The following is a 19,541-nucleotide window of genomic DNA, read 5'->3' on the forward strand; positions in this document are numbered from 1 at the left end:
AAGCAAGCCACTTTAGGGAGTTATTTGAATGAAGTATAAAATTGGTTACAGAACAATCAAAACAGCTTTAGGAACACCAATTGCCATTATGATTGCCCAGTATTTAAGTTTACAAAACTTTGCTTCTGCGGGAATTATCACCATATTATGCATAAAAGTAACAAAAAAGAAATCATTACGGGCTTCATGGGATAGGTTTCTAGCGTGTGTACTTGCCATCCTATTCTCCACCGTATTTTTTGAGGGAATATCCTATCATCCCATTATGATTGGAGTCGTTCTGTTATTCTTTATTCCAACAGTTGTTGTCTTGAGAGCTAGTGATGGAATCGTTACAAGCAGTGTCATTATTTTACATATGTTTATTAAGGGACAAGTAACGTTTGCTTTTATTTTAAATGAAATTGCCCTAGTAGTCATTGGAATCGGTGTTGCACTGATTATGAATCTTTATATGCCAAGTGTAGAAAATCAATTAAGTACGTATCAAGAAGAAATAGAGAGAAACCTCCAAAAAATCTTTAAAGAAATCGTGCTTTATTTGCGAACATATGATAGTCGTTGGGACGGTAAAGAACTAGTTGAAACCTCCAGACTAATTGCAGAAGCAAAGACATTAGCTTTTCGTGATGTTGAAAATCACTTCTTAAGGTATGAAAATCTTTATTATAACTATTTTAAAATGAGAGAAAAGCAATTTGAAATTATCGAGAGAGTGTTGCCCATAGTTACATCAATCCCTTCCTCCGTTGAACAAGGCCAAATAGTGGCAGACTTTATTGAGGATATCTCCAATCATATTCATCCAGGAAACACGGCAAATATCTTTTTAGATAAATTGAATCAAATGCGTGTTGGATTTCAAAATATGGAACTCCCTAAAGATAGAAAGGAGTTTGAAACGAGAGCAGCACTTCTACATTTTGTGAAAGAAATGGAAGGATATCTAATACTAAAAAGGTCCTTTTCGGGATTGAATAAGAATAAAAAGCTGCATAAAACCCCTCAATCTGGAGCAAAATAGTGGGAAAATGATAGGTTGGTGATTTTATGCTTAAGCTGAAGTTCATTACTTCAATTATCATGCTATTCACGTTATCACCAATTTGGCCACTCGGGACGAATCCTTTACCAGGTGATCCTTTTGTCATAGTAAATAAAAAGACAAATGAATTAGCGTTAATCGTAGATAATCGTGTTCAAACGGTTGTCAATGTTGCTACAGGAAAAGAAGATGATCTAACTCCAGAGGGCTTATTTACGGTAACGGTTAAAGCACAAAACCCTTATTATCGAAAGAAAGACATCCCTGGTAAAGATCCCAATAATCCATTAGGAACAAGGTGGATTGGTTTTGATGCTGCTGAAACGGACGGAAGAATATACGGATTACATGGTACGAATAGTCCGGATTCTATTGGTAAATATGTATCAGAAGGCTGTGTTCGTTTACAAAATGAAGCCATTGAGTCACTATATACTTTTATCCCAGTAGGTACAAAGATATTAATTGTATCTACCAATAAAACATTTGAAGAGCTAGGGAAAAACTATGGAGCTATATCAAAATAAAATGAAAAAAACCTGAATTCCGATCATGGGAGTTCAGGTTTTTATATGATATGAGTAGTAAACCCATAAATTAGCTATTAAAAGAACATAGATGCGCCCATTAGAAGAGTTGAGGCTAACATAGCAAATATCATTAAATAGACAACAATTTTTCTCGTTTTTTTATTTTTCATAGATAAAATCCCTCCATATATAAGGTGTTACCTAACAATTATAAAGGATAAATAAAAGTTTATGAAAACTTTATCGTTAATAGCTAGCAATTATAAATTATATAATCAATCCTCCCTTCTATTTTACTAGCTTTAACTAAATTGAACAACCGCTCGATTTTGGAAGGATTTTCGACAAGTTTAGCGAATATTAATTTTATATTCTATTTAGTTAACGGGTGGAGGGGAAAACGTGATTAAGAAAATCGATCATATAGGAATTGCAGTAAAATCTATAGATGAAACATTGCCCTTTTATACAGATACTTTAAAGTTAGAATTATTAGGAATAGAAGAAGTAGAGAGTGAAAGAGTAAAGGTAGCCTTTCTACAAGTAGGGGAATCAAAGATTGAGCTATTAGAACCTACAAGTGAAGAGAGTGCCATTGCAAAGTTTATTGAAAAGCGTGGGGAAGGAATTCACCATGTAGCACTTGGAGTGGAATCAATCCAAGCTCGAATAGATGAAATTAAAGAAATAGGAATACAAATGATACAGGATGTGCCGAAAAAGGGTGCGGGTGGAGCAATGGTAGCGTTTATGCATCCGAAATCAACAGGCAGTGTATTATATGAGCTTTGTGAAAAAACAGGAAAGGGAGAATAATATGGCAGACATCTACGAAACAATTAATGAACTTTATGACAGAAGAAGAGAAGTAGAGCTTGGTGGTGGAGATGACCGAATCGAAAAACAACATGAAAAAGGGAAATTAACTGCTAGAGAAAGAATTGAATTACTAGTCGATCCTGGAACCTTTGTGGAACTTAATCCTTTTATTCAACATCGTTGCCGTGATTTTGGACTAGAAAACCAAAGTGGCCCTGGAGACGGAGTTGTAACTGGCTATGGAAAAGTTAACGGACGCCCTATTTATTTATTTTCTCAGGACTTTACGGTGTTTGGTGGGGCACTTGGGGAAATGCATGCTAATAAAATTGCTAACGTAATGGATTTAGCAGCTAAAAATGGTGCTCCTTTTGTTGGTTTGAATGATTCTGGTGGTGCAAGAATTCAAGAAGGAGTACTTTCACTTGACGGCTACGGTCACATTTTTTACCGAAACGCTATTTATTCCGGTGTTATTCCACAAATTTCAGTTATCATGGGGCCGTGTGCGGGTGGTGCCGTTTATTCACCAGCGATTACAGACTTTGTCTTCATGGTTGAGAAAACAAGTCAAATGTTCATCACTGGACCTAAGGTTATTGAAACGGTTACAGGTGAAAAAATTTCTGCTGAGGATTTAGGAGGAGCGAAAGTACATAATACGATTAGTGGAAATGCTCACTTCCGTGGTGAAACAGAAGAGGAAGTGATTGAACAAGTTCGTTTATTGCTAAGTTATCTACCTCAGAACAATGAAGAAAAACCGCCTCGTCAGGAATTAGACCAAGAAGATGATTATCGTGCAGACTTAACGGATGTTGTCCCGTTTGATGCCCTTCGTCCTTACGATGTCAGAAAAGTAATCGAGCAAGTCGTTGATGAAGGATCCTTTATGGAAGTTCAACAAGACTTTGCAAAAAATATTGTTATCGGCTTAGCGAGAGTAAAAGGGGAAGTGGTTGGTCTCGTATGTAATCAACCAAAATTTATGGCTGGTGGTCTTGATATTGATTCATCAGATAAAGCAGCTAGATTTATTCGTTTCTGTGACTCTTTTAATATTCCAATTATTACGTTTGAGGACGTTACTGGATTCTTCCCAGGTGTCAAACAAGAGCATGGTGGAATCATCCGTCATGGAGCGAAAATTTTGTATGCATACTCTGAAGCAACAGTACCGAAGCTAACAGTTATCCTTAGAAAAGCTTATGGAGGAGCATATGTAGCTCTAAATAGTAAATCAATTGGTGCGGATTTAGTATTTGCATGGCCAAATGCTGAGATAGCGGTTATGGGTCCTCAAGGGGCAGCGAATATTATTTTTGCCAGAGAGATAGCAGGCAGTGAAAATCCAGAAGCAACTAGAGCTCAAAAGATTGAAGAGTATCGTGAAAAATTTGCTAACCCATATGTGGCAGCAAGTATGGGAATGGTAGACGATGTCATCGACCCTCGTGAAACAAGAATTAAAATTATTCAAGCATTAGAAATGTTAAGAAACAAAAAAGAGTCTCGTCCAAATAAAAAGCACGGAAATATTCCATTATAAAGGTTAGTGTATATAAGTTGACTGAAAGATGAACCTGTAACCGCTAACATAACCAATGATTTGCGGCTTAATGGTTTTAAAAGTTATACTATTTTAGTGAGTAATCAACTTGGAGGTAGTACCACATGATTAATGAAGAAAGATTATTAAATGAGTTTTTAGAGTTAGTTCAAATTGATTCTGAAACAAAGCATGAAGCCGAGATTGCAAAAGTGTTAAAACAAAAATTTACTGACCTTGGTGTAGAAGTTTTTGAGGATGATACCACTTCGGTTACTGGCCATGGAGCGGGCAATTTAGTTTGCACACTTCAAGGTACAAAAGAAGGCGTAGACACGATTTATTTTACTTCCCATATGGATACAGTTGTTCCGGGTAAAGGGATTAAGCCGTCTGTAAAAGATGGGTATGTTGTTACAGATGGAACAACGATTCTAGGTGCTGATGATAAAGCTGGATTAGCGGTTATGTTAGAGGTAGTGCGTTTATTAAAAGAGCAGAACATTCCTCATGGCACAATCCAATTTATTATTACAGTTGGAGAAGAGTCTGGTCTAGTAGGTGCTAAAGCTCTTGATTCTTCGTTAGTTACAGCAAAATTTGGTTATGCCCTTGATAGTGATGGTAAAGTAGGGAACATCGTTGTTGCAGCTCCAACACAAGCGAAAGTTAAAGCAACGATCCTTGGTAAAACTGCTCATGCTGGTGTAGCACCTGAAAAAGGAGTTTCTGCCATTACGATTGCGGCAAAAGCAATTGCAAAAATGCCTTTAGGAAGAATTGATGAGGAAACAACAGCGAATATTGGTCGTTTCGAAGGTGGAACTCAAACGAATATCGTATGTGATCATGTAGAAATTTTAGCAGAAGCTCGTTCTCTTGTAGCTGAAAAAATGGAAGCTCAAGCACAAAAAATGAAGGATGCTTTTGAAAGTGTCGCAAAAGAGATGGGCGGAAGAGCAGAAGTAGAAGTTCAAGTGATGTACCCAGGATTCAAATATGGGGCAGGCGATCATGTGGTTGAAGTTGCACGAAAAGCAGCAGCGAAAATTGGACGTAGCAGTGAATTACAAAAAAGCGGTGGCGGAAGTGATGCTAACGTAATTGCTGGTTTTGGCATTCCAACAGTCAATCTTGCTGTAGGATATGAAGAAATACATACAACAAATGAACGTATGCCGATAGAAGAGTTAAATAAATTAGCTGAAATGGTTATTGCCATTATTGAAGAAGTTTCACAATCATAAGAAATGGAAGAGAATCTCTATCTGAGGTTCTCTTTTCGTATGATCTAAATTAAATTATACTAAGTATTTGCTTAGAGCTACCGATATAATGGGTAAGAAGTATTGCGTTAAATGGAGAACGTTCCTAATCTAGCAATCTATATGCTTTATTTACTAGACAAAAGGAATGGTAAATTAGTAATATGATGGTAGGATAAACTTGAATGTTAGTTAGGAGGCTTGAGCATGACAGTAGAGGATCTAAAAGTAGTTGTCTTCCAAGTAGGGACAGAAGAATATGCAATACCCATTCAATATGTGATTTCCATTGAAAAAATGGAAGGAATTACGCCTATTCCCCATTTACCAGCATACGTAAAAGGAATTGTAAAAGTAAGGGGAGAGCTCATACCTGTTATCGATTTCGAAAGAGTTTTATACAATCGCCAAATTGATAATAGTGATTCCATTAGACTAATTGTTCTTCATACGGAAGAAATGTCTTTAGCTGTTTTGGTAAACGAGGCAAAAGAAATTATTAATATACCTCAAGACAAGTTAAAACAAGTCGGCTTAGTTGCTTACCAAAAAACCAGTTACTTCACAGGTGTAGCGAATCTAGAGACACGTCTTATTACATTAATTGACCCATTGTTACTGATTCGTTCACTAGAAGGAATTAGAGAGATACAAGAATTTATGAAAAGTGAAAAAGTGAAGTAGCTCAAGTAATTTTTGGAGCTACTTTTTTTCTATTCTGTGGTCAATAATACATGTTAAAGACAGAACAGTTTGGTAAAATGTACTTTGAATGACTGACGGGGAAGTGCTTGTATGAAGGAGATGTATCCTAAAAGAGGTAGAGTGATCTTACATGTAGATATGAATAGCTTTTATGCTTCCGTTGAAATGGCATATGATCCAACTCTTAAAGGGAAGCCTTTAGCCATCGCTGGTAACGTGGAGGAGCGGAGAGGCATCATTGTTACATGTAGCTATGAAGCACGGAAATTTGGTGTTAAAACAACGATGCCTCTATGGGAGGCGAAAAAACTTTGTCCCAAGCTTTTAGTTATGAAACCCAATTTTGACCGTTATCGTGCAGCCTCCGTCGGAATGTTTGAGATTTTAAGGCAGTATTCCAAACTAGTTGAACCAGTTTCAATTGATGAAGGCTATGTTGATATTACGGATAGTTATGAATTTGGGACTCCTTTAGAAATTGCAGAATCCATTCAAAAAAGAATACTTGAACAGCTAGACTTACCTTGCAGTATTGGCGTAGCACCAAATAAATTTTTAGCCAAAATGGCTTCAGATATGAAAAAGCCAATGGGAATAACTGTTTTGCGTAAAAGAGATGTACCTAAAGTGTTATGGCCATTAGATGTGGTAGAGATGCACGGTGTTGGAAAAAAAACAGCAGAGAAGCTTCGAGGCATCGGTATTAAGACTATTCAGGATTTAGCAGAATCAAACGAAATTCAAGTAAAAGCACTTATAGGTATAAATGGCTTGCGTTTAAAAGAACGGGCAAATGGAATGGATAGAAGACTAGTAGACCCCGATGCGGTTTCTGATTTTAAAAGTGTGGGAAATTCCACGACTCTACCAAGAGATGTTTATAATCAGCAAGAATTGATTCGAGTACTTGAACAATTAGCTATAAAAGTCTCCGCAAGGCTCAAAGGGAAAAGAGTACTAGCGACGACGGTTAGTGTAACGATTCGCTATAAGGATAGAAAAACGGTCACACGTAGCAAAAAACTTCAAAATCCAATCTCTACAAAAGAGGAGATCCACTTAGTTGCTACACAATTATTTAAGGACCACTGGAACGGCAATGCTGTACGCTTATTAGGAATTACAGGAACAGATTTAGTGGAACAAGACCAAGCGGTTAAGCAGCTGGATTTATTTTCGTTTGAAAAGGATGCAAAAAAAGAACCGTTGTTGGACGCTCTTTCCAAATTGAAAGAAAAGTACGGCTCAAATATTATTGAAAATGCTAATAAACGGGTAAATCAGTCGTTTAACATAGGAACAGACACTAGTTTCAATAAAGACTTTCTCCAAAGTAAAAAAGATGGATTATAATGTTTTTTTCTTAAAGTTTTATGAAAAACTATACTATGATCTTAAACAGTGATTATAGTTGCATCTATTATTGAAAATTGCTAAAGTATAGTGGGTTAATCTATAATATTGGCTAATTTTTATCTTGTTTAACCAATTTCAAAAGGCGGTAAAAACAGCCATAAAATAAAAGCATTTATAGGTTATTAGAAGGGACGAATAAAATGACTAAACAACAATTTGGTGTAATCGGCTTAGCGGTTATGGGTAAAAATCTTGCTATGAATATTGAGAGTAGAGGCTACACAGTGTCTGTTTTCAACCGTTCACGCGAAAAAACAGATGAAATGCTAGCAGAAACTAGCGGAAAAAATCTTGTTGGTACATATACAATTGAAGAGTTTGTAGAATCATTAGAAAAACCACGCAAAATCATGCTAATGGTTAAAGCTGGTGGCCCAACGGATGCTACAATTGAACAATTAAAGCCACTTTTAGAAAAGGGCGATATCTTAATTGATGGCGGAAATACATATTTTGTTGATACACAACGCCGTAACAAAGAATTAAGTGAACTTGGAATTCACTTTATCGGTACAGGAGTATCTGGTGGGGAAGAAGGAGCATTATTAGGTCCTTCTATCATGCCTGGTGGTCAAAAAGAAGCCTACGAATTAGTAGCACCTATTTTTAAAGACATCTCTGCAAAAGTGAATGGTGAGCCATGTACAACCTATATCGGTCCAGACGGTGCAGGTCACTATGTGAAAATGGTTCATAACGGAATTGAATATGGAGATATGCAGTTAATTTCTGAATCTTATTTTCTTTTAAAGAATGTTTTAGGCTTAACAGCAGATGAGCTTCATCACGTATTTGCTGACTGGAACAAAGGTGAACTAGATAGCTACTTGATTGAAATTACAGCGGACATTTTTACAAAGAAAGATGATGAGACAGGTAAACCGCTTGTTGATGTGATTTTAGATACGGCTGGACAAAAAGGAACTGGTAAATGGACAAGCCAAAGTGCTCTTGATTTAGGTGTTCCTCTACCAATCATTACTGAGTCTGTATTTGCTCGATTTATTTCTGCGATGAAAGATGAGCGTGTAGCTGCGAGTAAAATTTTAAACGGCCCAACTACCGAGAAATTTGCGGGAGATAGAGAAGCATTCGTTGAATCCGTTCGTAAAGCATTATATATGAGTAAAATTTGCTCATACGCACAAGGCTTTGCACAAATGCGTTCTGCTTCTGAGGAATATGGCTGGGATTTAAATTACGGAGAAATCGCGATGATTTTCCGTGGTGGTTGTATCATTCGTGCCCAATTCTTACAAAAAATTAAAGAAGCTTATGACCGTGAAGCAGGTCTTAAAAACTTATTACTTGATCCATATTTCAAAGAAATTGTTGAAAGCTATCAATATGCACTTCGTGAAATCATTAGTGTGGCAGTACAAAACGGAATTCCTGTTCCATGTTTCTCTGCAGCATTATCTTACTATGATAGCTATCGTACAGAAACATTGCCAGCAAACCTTTTACAAGCACAACGTGACTATTTCGGTGCTCATACTTATCAACGTGTGGATAAAGAAGGAATCTTCCATACTAATTGGATGGAATAAATATTAGAAACGAGCGACATACCTAGGTATGTCCTCTTTTTTTGTAAAAAAATAGCCCCTCTACCAAACGGCAGAGAGGCATGTTTATTTAACAATTATCAACATCTAAATTTGTTACCGGCCACCAGAAGAATCCATCACGTTCTAGTAGTTCATCAGCTTCTTTTGGCCCTACTGACCCGGAAGCGTAGTTAGGGAAGTTTTTAGCCTTACTGTTTTCCCATACTTCAGATATTTTATCGACAAATCCCCATGAAAGTGCTACTTCATCCCAATGGGTAAAGTTAGTAGCATCCCCGCGCATGCAATCGAATAGAAGCTTCTCATAGGCTTCAGGAGTGTTAATTCCATCAATCCCTTTATTAGCAAAATTCAATTTAACAGGAGTAGCTTCCATGCTTTGTCCAGCTTTCTTAGCATTTAGGTGAAGGGTAATTCCTTCTTCAGGCTGAATATGAATGACAAGTAAGTTTGGATTTAATGTTTGCTCTGTACGGTAATACAGGTTCATTGGAATATCTTTAAATTGGATGACAATCTTAGTAGATTTTGTTTCCATTCTTTTTCCAGTGCGGATATAGATTGGAACGCCAGCCCACCTAAAGTTGTCAATCATCAATTTACCAGCAACATATGTTTCGGTATTTGATTCTTCGGATACCATGACTTCATTGCGATAGGCAGGAACGTCTTCCCCACTTACTGTTCCACTACCATATTGCCCTCGAACAAAGTATTGCTCCACTTCATCTCCCTCCATCGGGCGTAAGGCTCTTAACACTTTCACTTTTTCAGAGCGAATTTCTTCTGTATTTAAACGAATCGGTGGTTCCATGGCAAGTAAGGCAACCATTTGAAGCATATGGTTTTGAACCATATCCCTGAGCGCACCACTTTTTTCGTAATAGCGGCCTCTTTCTTCAACGCCTAATATTTCACTAGATGTTACTTGAATATTAGAGATGAAACGGTTATTCCAAAGTGGTTCGAAAATGGCATTGGCAAAACGAATAACTTCAATGTTTTGAACCATTTCTTTACCTAAATAGTGATCAATACGATAAATCTCATCTTCAGAGAAGGCTGTTCGGATCTGGTTGTTTAACTCCTTGGCCGATTCTAAATCATGACCAAATGGCTTTTCAATGACTAGACGTTTAAATCCGTTTACATCTGTTAGTCCGTCTTCCTTCAAATGCAAGGCAATAGTTCCAAAGAATTCTGGAGCCATTGCTAGATAGAAAATACGATTTCCATCTAGTTGATAATGTTCATCTAATTCACCAGCAAGCTTCTTTAATGAAACATAAGAATCAGAGTCAGTCACATCTAATGAATGATAGTAGAAGTGTGAAGCAAACTCATCTACACGATTATCATCTTTTGAAGCTGATTGGATTGATTTTCTTACATTGTTTTGAAATTCATCATTTGTTAACGGTCTTCTAGCAATACCAATTACAGCAAACTGTTCTGAAAGCTTATCTTTTTCAAATAGCTTATAAAGAGAAGGAAAAAGTTTACGATTTGCTAAGTCCCCTGTTGCTCCAAAAATCATTATTAGTGCAGTCGGCTTTCCGTTCTGTTTCACGATATAGAACCCCTCTTCAACTGAATTCACATTTAATATGTATTATTTATGTACTTTTTTAAAAACAACGATAATATAACAGGACTTAAACTGACCCTGAAAAAATATACCCATACAAATACAAAATTTTATCGGTTTCTGACCAAATAAGCAATCATTATGTGGCAAGATTCGCTAATTTTTTCAGCTTCTATGTAGATTAATAAACGTATACCTATATTTTCATCTATTCTTAAGGAACTATCCAAAAACATAGTAAATAACAAGAAATAAATTTTATGAAATAAATCAATAAATATATTTCATAATTTTAATGTGTGTAGTATGATTAAGGTGTAAAAACATATTCTTTTGATAAAAGAATGCTTAAGGGAGGGGTAAGCTTGAAAGCAATTGAAATAAATAAATTAACAAAAACTTATGGAAATAACCGGGGAATTACAGATGTTAGTTTTTCTGTTGAGCAAGGTGAGATTTTTGGGTTTATCGGACCGAATGGGGCAGGGAAATCTACGACGATTCGAACCTTGTTGTCACTAATTTATCCTACGAGTGGGAATGCAAAAATCTTTGGAAAAGACTGTATTCAGTTTGCACCTGAGATAAAAAAGGAAATTGGCTACCTGCCTTCTGAGGTCTTTTATTATGACAATATGAAGGTAATGGATTTACTCAAATACTCAGCTAGTTTTTATAAGAAAGACTGTACTAGTAGAATTAAAGATTTAGCAGAAGTGATGCAGTTAGATTTAACTAAGAAAATTGATGATTTATCACTAGGGAATAAGAAGAAAGTAGGAATTGTTCAAGGACTTCTTCATGAGCCTAAACTGATTATTCTTGATGAACCAACAAGTGGTTTAGATCCTCTTATGCAGCAGAAGTTTTTTGATTTATTAATAGAGGAAAATAAAAAAGGCGCTACCATTTTATTTTCTTCTCATATATTGAGTGAGGTTCAGCGTCTATGTGACCGTGTTGCAATTATAAAAGAAGGAAGAATTGTAAAAGTTGAAAAAATTAGTACCTTGAAAGAAAACAACTATAAAAAGTTTAAGATTGAAATGCCTTCAAAAATAGATAAACAACATTTTAATATAAGTGGAGTAAATAATTTAGAGGTAAAAGACCAGACGGTTAGCTTCTTATTTAAAGGGAACATAAACAGCATGATGAATAAAATTGCTGAAGTGGAAATCTCAAACTTATGGGTAGAGGAACCTGATTTAGAGGAGATTTTTATGCACTATTATGAAAAGGAGGACTAAACCCGAGATGAACATGTATTTGCATGAATTAAAAGCATACAGAAAATCTACTTTTATCTGGACTAGTTCCATCCTTGTTTTAGTGGTTCTCCTTTTCTCCATGTTTCCTTCATTTGCCAGAGAAGCGGATGAAGTTAAAAAGTTGCTTGAAGGGTTTCCAGAAGCATTGAGAAAAGCGGTAGGGCTTGAAGTGGAGAGTATTACATCTTTGCTAGGGTTTTATTCGTATGTATTTTTCTATATTACCCTTTGTGGCGCGATCCAGGCTATGAACCTAGGAACCTCCATTGTGTCTAAAGAAGTACGTGAAAAGACAGCCGATTTTCTGTTAACGAAGCCAGTAACTCGTACTCAAATTATAACATCTAAATTGCTAGCAGCGTTTACTTCATTAGTCATTACCAATATCGCTTTCTTAATTGTAGCTATTACCATGGCCTCATACGATAAAACAGAATCGTTTAGTTTGAGCCAATTTATCTTGATTTCCATAACCTTGTTTTTTATTCAGATCATGTTTATGTCATTAGGCGTGTTCCTATCTGTTGTTTTAAGAAAAGTTAAGGCTGTTTTGCCCATCTCCCTTGGAACCGTATTTGCTTTCTTTTTTATTGGCATGTTCGGTGCCACAACAGGAGATGAAAAAGTACGCTATATGACTCCATTTAAATATTTTGAACCATCTTATATTATAAAAAACTCAACCTATGAATGGTCATATATTTTTATTGGCTTAGGCTTTGTTCTTTTGGCGATTGGGTTGAGTTACTATATTTATGGAAAAAAGGACATTCAAGCCGTGTAGGTTTTAAAAGGAGGGATGTTAGATGAATATGTTTTTTCATGAGTTAAAAGCTCACAGAAAATCTCTCATGATTTGGTGTATAGGGGTTATTTTGATGGTAGTAGGTGGGATGAGTAAGTACGGGGGCATGGAAGCTTCAGGACAATCCATGAATGAACTGATGGCTAGTATGCCGAAAGTGTTACAGTCTATCATGGGAACGGGGAGTCTAGATTTATCAACAGTAGGTGGTTATTTTGGGGTCCTCTTTTTATATTTAATGATTATGACCTCTATACATGGGGCCATGTTAGGGGCAAATATTGTATCAAAAGAGGAGCGGGATAAAACAGCGGAGTTTTTGTTAGTAAAGCCGGTTTCGAGGAAAGAGATCATCACGGCAAAACTACTAGCTTCCCTTACCAACATTCTCATACTTAATATAACCACATTAACTGCGTCTATTTTAATCGTGAACTACTATAGTGAAGGGGACCGTAACTTAACCTCTGAAATCGTTATATTATTAATCGGAATGTTCATTTTACAAATATTGTTTATGGTCATCGGGACCGCGATTGCCAGTTTGAATAAAAACTCAAAGGCAGCAACTTCTTTATCAACGGGACTGTTGCTATTCACGTTTCTATTATCAATAATAATAGATTTAAATGAAAAGCTTGAAGGGTTACGGTTTTTGACTCCTTTTAAATATTTTGAAGCAAAAAATATATTAGTTGGCGAAGGCTTAGAAATGGTTTATCTACTTTTATCCCTTATGATGATCCTCGCTTCCATTTGGGTTACCTATTTCTTTTATGAGAAAAGAGATTTAAGGATTTAACTGTAAGAGCTTTGAAAATGACGAGTAACCAAGTTATGATATAGTATAGAAAAAAGTCCGATGCTACTTTGGCATCGGATTATTCATTTGAAAGGAGTGAGAGGTACGTGGAAGTGTTTTTTCTAGGTACAGGTGCCGGAATTCCTGCTAAGCTTCGAAATGTGACATCTATCGCTTTAAAGCTTTTGGAAGAAAGAGGAGCCATATGGTTATTTGATTGTGGAGAAGCTACTCAACATCAAATCTTACATACATCTATTAAACCGAGAAGAATTGAAAAAATATTTATTACTCATCTCCATGGCGACCATATATACGGTCTTCCTGGCTTACTTTCAAGTCGTTCCTTCCAAGCTGGAGATACCGAAGTGACGGTTTACGGTCCAAAAGGATTGAAGGAATATATTGAAGTCAGCTTGGCCGTTAGTCAGACGTTTTTAAAATACCCTTTACATATTATTGAAATAGAAGAGGGAATGATTTTTGAGGATGACCAGTTTTTAGTGGAGGCGAGATTGTTAGAACACGGAATCCCTTCTTATGGCTATCGAATTATCGAAAAAGATCGCCCTGGTACACTAATGGTCGAAAAGCTAAAGGAAGCAGGTATTCCCCCGGGCCCATTGTATAAGAAGATTAAGAATGGTGAACAAGTGATACTAGATGATGGTACTGTTGTAGATCCCGCGGACTTCGTTGGTCCCGATCAAAAGGGAAGAATTGTGTCAATCTTAGGAGACACGAGGATTTCAGAAGCCTCAGTGTTATTGGCAAAAGAAGCAGATTTGCTTGTCCATGAAGCAACATTCTCTATGGGTGATGAAAACTTAGCCTATGATTATTTTCATTCAACCTCTTATCAAGCGGCCAAAATTGCTGTCCAAGCTAATGCAAAAAAGCTCTGTTTAACGCACATAAGCTCCAGATATGACAAAGTTGCCTCTCTTGAGTTGGCTGCTGAAGCACAAACCATCTTCCCAAACACCGTTGTTGCGGAAGATTTCATGGAGATTGTAGTTCCAGTTCAGAAGTAGAGTGGAGGGCTTAGGTTAATTTTGCGAAATCGTGGGCTTTTTGCGAAAAAGTAAATAATTTTGTGATTTTCGGATTTATTTTGCGAAAAAATGATTTTTTTTTGCGAAAATCCCAGTATTTTTGCGAACATAAAAAAGAGGGCATCATGCCCTCTTTATTACCAGCCTCTATCATACTGCTTCGGTGGCTCAATTTCGTATCCCAACTCTTTTGCTGCTGTTCGTGGCCAGTACGGATCACGTAGAAGGGCACGAGCAATAAAAATTAAATCAGCACGATCATTTTGAAGAATTTCTTCTCCTTGTAGACCGGATGTAATCAGGCCGACTGCACCAGTTGGTATCTCAGCGCCATGCTTTATTTTTTCAGCGAATCCTACTTGGTAACCTGGATATGTAGGGATATGTGCGGGTACAACTGCGCCTGAACTCACGTCGATTAAGTCTACACCTTGTTCTTTCATCCACTTGCTCATTTGAACATAATCTTCAATGTGTAAGCCTTCCTCATTGTAATCGGAAGCAGAAACTCTCACCAATAATGGCCCTTCCCATACTTCTTTCACTCCATCGATTACTTCGCGTAGGAAGCGGTAGCGATTTTCAGGAGAACCACCATATTCATCTGTTCGCTTATTGGTTAACGGAGACAAGAATTCGTTGATTAAGTAGCCATGTGCTCCGTGAATTTCAATCACATCAAATCCAGCTTCTAAAGCTCTTTTTGCTCCTTTTACAAAAGCTGAGATGGTTTCGTTAATTTCTTCTTTTGTCATTTCTTTTGGTGTTTTCATTTTTTCATTAAAAGGAAGACTAGAAGGTGCAATAATTTCACCATCAATCATAGCTTTTCTACCTGCATGAGCCAGTTGAATTCCTGTTTTAGCTCCATGCTCCTTCATTAAATCGGTTAATTGCTTTAAGCCTTCAACATGGCTGTCATCCCAAATTCCTAAATCTTGAGGAGAGATTCTTCCTTGAGCTGTAACCGCCGTTGCTTCAACAATAATCAAACCAACTTGCCCAACAGCACGACTTGTGTAATGAGTTAAATGCCAGTTTTGTACTTTACCATCTTCGTTATGGCTTGAGTACATACACATCGGTGCCATCACAATTCGGTTTTTAAAAGTAACATTCTTAATCGTATAAGGTGAAAATAGTTTTGGTGCCAAGATAAATAACCTCCTTTATTTCGGTGTCCTAAATAATTACAGTATATCAGGGGACTCTCATTTTGAAAAAGAAGTTGCTTTACAAAAGGCTCTTTTCTAAAACTTTGTTGCTTCTCACATAGTTAAACCAGCCTATAAAATATACATCCTATATTGGGCTTAAAAGTTTATCAGTTTTAGAAAAAGCCTTACCATCTAAATTTGTAGCACTCTTTAACTATTAAGGGCTAAAAATCGGCCTTTGGATTTTTACAAAAACAACAATCATCATGAAAACAGCCTTACAAAAAAAGCTTACTTTTTCTCTCTGAGTTCACTCAATCGATATTTTGTCCCCCTCCATACAATTCCACCTCTTACAAAAGTAAGGAAGCTTGCTCGAATAATAGAGTAAATAAAGAGAAGGGCTGTGATTGGAAAGACCAAAAACATAGAGGGGGAGAAGGTTGTCATTCTTCTAATAATAATGCTGTATAGAACCGCTAACACAACAACATTGGCAAAGCTTAAGAGAAAAATTGTTGTGTCTGTACTCAATAAAGTGAAAAACGGAAGTACTTGTGAAAAAAAGGTACCAGTGATTGCAAGTAAAACCATACTCATTCGATAATGGAGCCCAGCAAATGTGTTCTTTTCAAGGCCAATAAAAGCTTCTCTCAAACTACCGTACCATTCCACCTCAAGAAGGTTCAAGGCGGTCACAATTCGTTGATTAAAGCCCCTTTGCTTCATAAGCATACCAAGCATAAGGTCATCGTCCGGTCGCATTTTAATGGTTTCATGTGTACCTAATTTTTTATATGCTTCTTTTGAAACTAAGTTAAATGCCCCAATCCCCATTCCTGTCTTTGAGCTCTTCCTATTAGCGAGCCATGGTCTTTTATAGTAGGAGAACCCAAATAGAAAAAATCCAATAAAACTTCTTAACCAAAACCTTTTTCCGTTTAAGTTTGGGGCTGCAGTTAGGTGGTCTAGATTGTTTTTGGTAAAATATTGAACGGCCTTCCCAATAGCATCATCCTTAAAAATAACATCAGCGTCTGTAAATAATAGCAGCTCTCCAGAGGCTTTTTTTGAACCAACATGTAAAGCGTGATTTTTCCCTAACCATCCCGCTGGCAATGCCTCAATATGAATGACTTTCGCTCTTGAATCTTCTTTTTGAATGTTATCCATTATTTTTCCGGTTTGATCAACGGAACGATCGTTTACCAGAATCCATTCAATAGGTTCGTATTTTTGTAAAAACTGACTCTTAATACTATGTTCAATGGACTTTTCTTCATTACGAGCAGCTACAATAATAGATAATTTAGGTCCTTGTTGTGATGGCTCTTCCTCCTCAAGCCGATTTAAGTTATTAAATCCTATAATGGCATCGATGAGTGCAGCTATCCAAATGAGCAAGCTTAAGGAAAGTAATATTGTTAATATCATACATACCATGCCTTTTTTCTAAAATTGTAAACAAGTTTTTTGAGCTAGGTAATTTTCAATGTGTTTTTTATAAGCTTCTTTGAGTAAAAATTACGAAACCCCAAAATCAACCTTTAGAGATAGTTAACTCTGCGGTTAAGGACTCTCCCATACGCTTTGATTGGGCAGTCGCTTCTTGGATGCAGTTAATAAATGCTTTTTGGACCCCATGCGTCTCTAATACTTTAATTCCTGCTTCCGTTGTTCCGCCTGGGCTCGTAACTTCTCTGCGTAACTGCTCTGGCTTTTTAGTTGTCTTTGAAAGCATATCTGCTGCACCTAGTAGGGTCTGAACAATAAGCTGTTTGGCCAGTTCTCTTTCTAATCCTATTTCAACCGCGCTTTTCTCCATAGCTTCTACAAGGTAATAGATATAAGCAGGACCGCTTCCGCTTAACCCTGTTACGGCATCTAATTGCTCTTCTTTTACAAAAGTCGTAAGTCCGACCGTTTCAAATAAGGTTTTTACTAATTTGGTTTGTGATGAGGAGACGTTTTCGTTTGCGGCTAAAGCCGTTGCAGACTTTCCAATAGTGGCAGATGTGTTGGGCATAGCTCTTACAATGGCTAGTGATTTCTCGGCAAGTATTTCTATACTCTCAATCGAAACACCTGCAAGAACTGATACAATCAGCATTTCTTTTGTTAAAAAATGCTTACATTGCTCAACAGCTGAAGCAACATCTTTAGGCTTCATGGCTAGCACAATAAGATCAGTATCATTTAAAATTTCTTCCCAGTTGTAAGAGGTGCTCACTCCATATTGCTCGTTTAATTGTTGTAATCTTTCCTCGTTACTCCTATTGGTAACCCATATTTGTTTACCGCTAAGTAACTTATTTTCGACAATACCTGAAATAAGTGCTTCTGCCATGGAACCTGCCCCAATTACTGCTAGTTTTTTCAATCCAATCTCCTCCTTAGTTTTTATAGTTTTAACGTAGAGAAAAATTCTTACTTGCTATTTTAAGAATTAAAAAGACCCTTCATCCTGTAAAAAGGACGAAAGGTCTTAGCTTCCGTGGTACCACCTTCATTCACAGTCCCCCTGAGCAAAGAGAGTCTGCAACTCGAATCCAATAACGCTGGAGAGGCGGCTAGGTTTTCCTAACAGCTCATAAGGTAGGTTCAATGGGTAAGGGGACGGTGAAGCCTTTCAGCCGATGAGCTTCACTCTCTTTCGTCTTTACTCCATTTACTGGCCTTAATCATTGCTTCTTTAACGTAGTAAATTTTAATTGTGATTATGCTAGAAATTCAGCATGTCTGTCAAGGTGAATTTTTTATATAAAGAAACATTTTTTTGATTTAATTATGTGAAAATAATGACAATTAAAATGTTTAGAGATACACTTATGATTACATACTAATGCTATTTATTGTTTAGGTTACATATATTAGAGTAGCTAGGGCTGTATATAAGCTAATTACATATATTTTTGTAAAATGATTTTTTTCATAATACTTCTAAAAGTAAAAGAAGATTTTTTATTTAAATATAATGTTTAAGGAGATAAAAAATGACTGAATGGAAAAACGGAATTGCTAAAATTTCTTTGCCTACTCCTTTTCCCGTTGGCGATGTAAATGTCTATGTCGTGAAGGGAAATCGCCTTACTCTCGTTGATGTCGGCCCTAAAACAGATCAAGCGTGGCGTTCTTTAAATGAACAGCTTAAAGAGTTAAACCTCACTCCCTCTGACATAGAGCAGGTGGTCTTAACCCATCATCATCCAGATCATGCTGGATTACTGGACTTTTTCCCAGAAACTCTACCTGTGTACGGTCATTGGGTTAATGAAAGATGGCTAAACCGTACAGAAGATTTTTATAGTCAGCATCAGCAGTTTTTTCACAAACTTTTTATTGAGTTTGGAATACCTGATCGGTTCTTTAAGTTTATTGAAGGACTGAAGAAAACGTTAATATACTCCTGTAATCGTTCTTTAACAGGTCATTTGGCAGAAAGAGATTATCCGTTAGGTTTAGAGGAGTGGAGAGTGATTGAAACTCCTGGACATGCGCAAAGTCATATTGGTTTATTCCGTGAGAAAGATGGAGTTTTTATTGGTGGAGATCACATTTTAGCCCATATCTCACCTAATCCAATTATTGAGCCACCCCTACCAGGTGAAGTGGAGCGACCTAAATCGCTTCTTCAGTACAACCATTCTTTACGAAAGCTACGGGAATACCCTATTCAATTAGTCTATTCGGGGCATGGAGAGGAAGTCATAAATACAAATGAACTTATAGAAAAAAGGTTAAAACGTCAGCATGAACGTGCCATGCAGGTGAAAAAGTGGCTAGATCAAGAATCTTTAACGGTTTTTGAAACCTGCCAACGCCTTTTTCCTACTGTCTATGAGCGTGAATTATCTTTAACCTTATCTGAAACGGTTGCTCAGCTTGACTATTTAGTTGATTTAGAGGAAATTTATATTAACAATGACCATGGTGTGTATCGCTATTCTTCTAACCTGAGGTGAG

At 36.8% G+C, this 19,541-nt stretch carries 18 protein-coding genes; 13 read left to right on the forward strand and 5 right to left on the reverse strand.

From position 1 onward, the window contains the following. Positions 1-28 precede the first annotated feature (28 nt). Both SM124_RS04900 and SM124_RS04905 read left to right on the forward strand, forming a co-directional pair. Positions 29-1,024 (forward strand): aromatic acid exporter family protein, encoded by a 996-nt coding sequence (locus SM124_RS04900; protein ID WP_322445162.1) that lies wholly within the window; start codon positions 29-31, stop codon positions 1,022-1,024. 26 nt (positions 1,025-1,050) lie between these two features. Further along, positions 1,051-1,572: a L,D-transpeptidase gene (locus SM124_RS04905; protein ID WP_322445163.1), complete on the forward strand. Its 522-nt coding sequence runs from the start codon at positions 1,051-1,053 to the stop codon at positions 1,570-1,572. Positions 1,573-1,649: 77 nt separating this feature from the next. Here SM124_RS04905 and prli42 read toward each other — a convergent pair whose 3' ends face one another. Beyond that, positions 1,650-1,745: a stressosome-associated protein Prli42 gene (gene prli42 / locus SM124_RS04910; RefSeq protein ID WP_322445164.1), complete on the reverse strand. Its 96-nt coding sequence runs from the start codon at positions 1,743-1,745 to the stop codon at positions 1,650-1,652. Between the two features lie 232 nt (positions 1,746-1,977). Here prli42 and mce point away from each other — a divergent pair, with 232 nt between their 5' ends. The 6 genes from mce to gnd all read left to right on the forward strand — a co-directional run bounded on the left by mce (position 1,978) and on the right by gnd (position 8,879). Continuing rightward, a complete protein-coding gene (gene mce / locus SM124_RS04915) occupies positions 1,978-2,391 on the forward strand; it encodes a methylmalonyl-CoA epimerase (protein WP_322445165.1) in 414 nt (137 codons plus the stop codon). A 1-nt stretch (position 2,392) separates the two neighbouring features. Continuing rightward, complete coding sequence (locus SM124_RS04920; protein ID WP_322445166.1) at positions 2,393-3,943, forward strand: acyl-CoA carboxylase subunit beta; 1,551 nt, start codon at positions 2,393-2,395, stop codon at positions 3,941-3,943. Positions 3,944-4,068: 125 nt separating this feature from the next. Then, a complete protein-coding gene (locus SM124_RS04925) occupies positions 4,069-5,190 on the forward strand; it encodes a M20/M25/M40 family metallo-hydrolase (protein WP_322445167.1) in 1,122 nt (373 codons plus the stop codon). 225 nt (positions 5,191-5,415) lie between these two features. After that, positions 5,416-5,892, forward strand: a complete 477-nt coding sequence (locus SM124_RS04930; RefSeq protein ID WP_322445168.1) for a chemotaxis protein CheW — start codon at positions 5,416-5,418, stop codon at positions 5,890-5,892. A gap of 111 nt (positions 5,893-6,003) precedes the next feature. Beyond that, the gene (locus tag SM124_RS04935; RefSeq protein WP_322445169.1) at positions 6,004-7,266 is read left to right on the forward strand and encodes a DNA polymerase IV; all 1,263 of its coding nucleotides are present in this window, start codon (positions 6,004-6,006) and stop codon (positions 7,264-7,266) included. Positions 7,267-7,469: 203 nt separating this feature from the next. After that, entirely contained in the window at positions 7,470-8,879 is a 1,410-nt protein-coding gene (gene gnd / locus SM124_RS04940; RefSeq protein ID WP_322445170.1) for an NADP-dependent phosphogluconate dehydrogenase, read from the forward strand. A gap of 88 nt (positions 8,880-8,967) precedes the next feature. Here the strand turns inward: gnd and zwf are convergent, their stop codons facing one another. Next, a complete protein-coding gene (zwf, locus tag SM124_RS04945) occupies positions 8,968-10,437 on the reverse strand; it encodes a glucose-6-phosphate dehydrogenase (RefSeq protein WP_407691377.1) in 1,470 nt (489 codons plus the stop codon). 416 nt (positions 10,438-10,853) lie between these two features. On the opposite strand from zwf, the gene SM124_RS04950 reads away from it, so the two are divergent. The 4 genes from SM124_RS04950 (at position 10,854) to rnz (ending at position 14,400) form a co-directional block, all read left to right on the forward strand. Next, complete coding sequence (locus tag SM124_RS04950; protein WP_322445172.1) at positions 10,854-11,738, forward strand: ABC transporter ATP-binding protein; 885 nt, start codon at positions 10,854-10,856, stop codon at positions 11,736-11,738. Between the two features lie 7 nt (positions 11,739-11,745). Next, on the forward strand, positions 11,746-12,543 hold the full coding sequence (locus SM124_RS04955; RefSeq protein ID WP_322445173.1) for an ABC transporter permease subunit: 798 nt from the start codon (positions 11,746-11,748) through the stop codon (positions 12,541-12,543). A gap of 22 nt (positions 12,544-12,565) precedes the next feature. Beyond that, the gene (locus SM124_RS04960; RefSeq protein WP_322445174.1) at positions 12,566-13,366 is read left to right on the forward strand and encodes an ABC transporter permease subunit; all 801 of its coding nucleotides are present in this window, start codon (positions 12,566-12,568) and stop codon (positions 13,364-13,366) included. 107 nt (positions 13,367-13,473) lie between these two features. Beyond that, entirely contained in the window at positions 13,474-14,400 is a 927-nt protein-coding gene (gene rnz / locus SM124_RS04965) for a ribonuclease Z (RefSeq protein WP_322445175.1), read from the forward strand. A gap of 158 nt (positions 14,401-14,558) precedes the next feature. On the opposite strand, the gene namA is transcribed toward rnz, so the two are convergent. The 3 genes from namA to proC all read right to left on the reverse strand — a co-directional run bounded on the left by namA (position 14,559) and on the right by proC (position 17,958). Further along, complete coding sequence (gene namA, locus SM124_RS04970; protein WP_322445176.1) at positions 14,559-15,575, reverse strand: NADPH dehydrogenase NamA; 1,017 nt, start codon at positions 15,573-15,575, stop codon at positions 14,559-14,561. A gap of 294 nt (positions 15,576-15,869) precedes the next feature. After that, entirely contained in the window at positions 15,870-17,012 is a 1,143-nt protein-coding gene (locus SM124_RS04975; protein ID WP_322445177.1) for a glycosyltransferase family 2 protein, read from the reverse strand. Positions 17,013-17,118: 106 nt separating this feature from the next. Continuing rightward, positions 17,119-17,958 (reverse strand): pyrroline-5-carboxylate reductase, encoded by an 840-nt coding sequence (proC, locus tag SM124_RS04980; RefSeq protein WP_322445178.1) that lies wholly within the window; start codon positions 17,956-17,958, stop codon positions 17,119-17,121. A 613-nt stretch (positions 17,959-18,571) separates the two neighbouring features. On the opposite strand from proC, the gene SM124_RS04985 reads away from it, so the two are divergent. After that, positions 18,572-19,540, forward strand: a complete 969-nt coding sequence (locus tag SM124_RS04985) for an MBL fold metallo-hydrolase (RefSeq protein ID WP_322445179.1) — start codon at positions 18,572-18,574, stop codon at positions 19,538-19,540. Position 19,541 lies beyond the last annotated feature (1 nt).

The organism is Robertmurraya mangrovi, from assembly GCF_034427655.1.
Taxonomy (GTDB): domain Bacteria; phylum Bacillota; class Bacilli; order Bacillales; family Cytobacillaceae; genus Robertmurraya_A; species Robertmurraya_A mangrovi.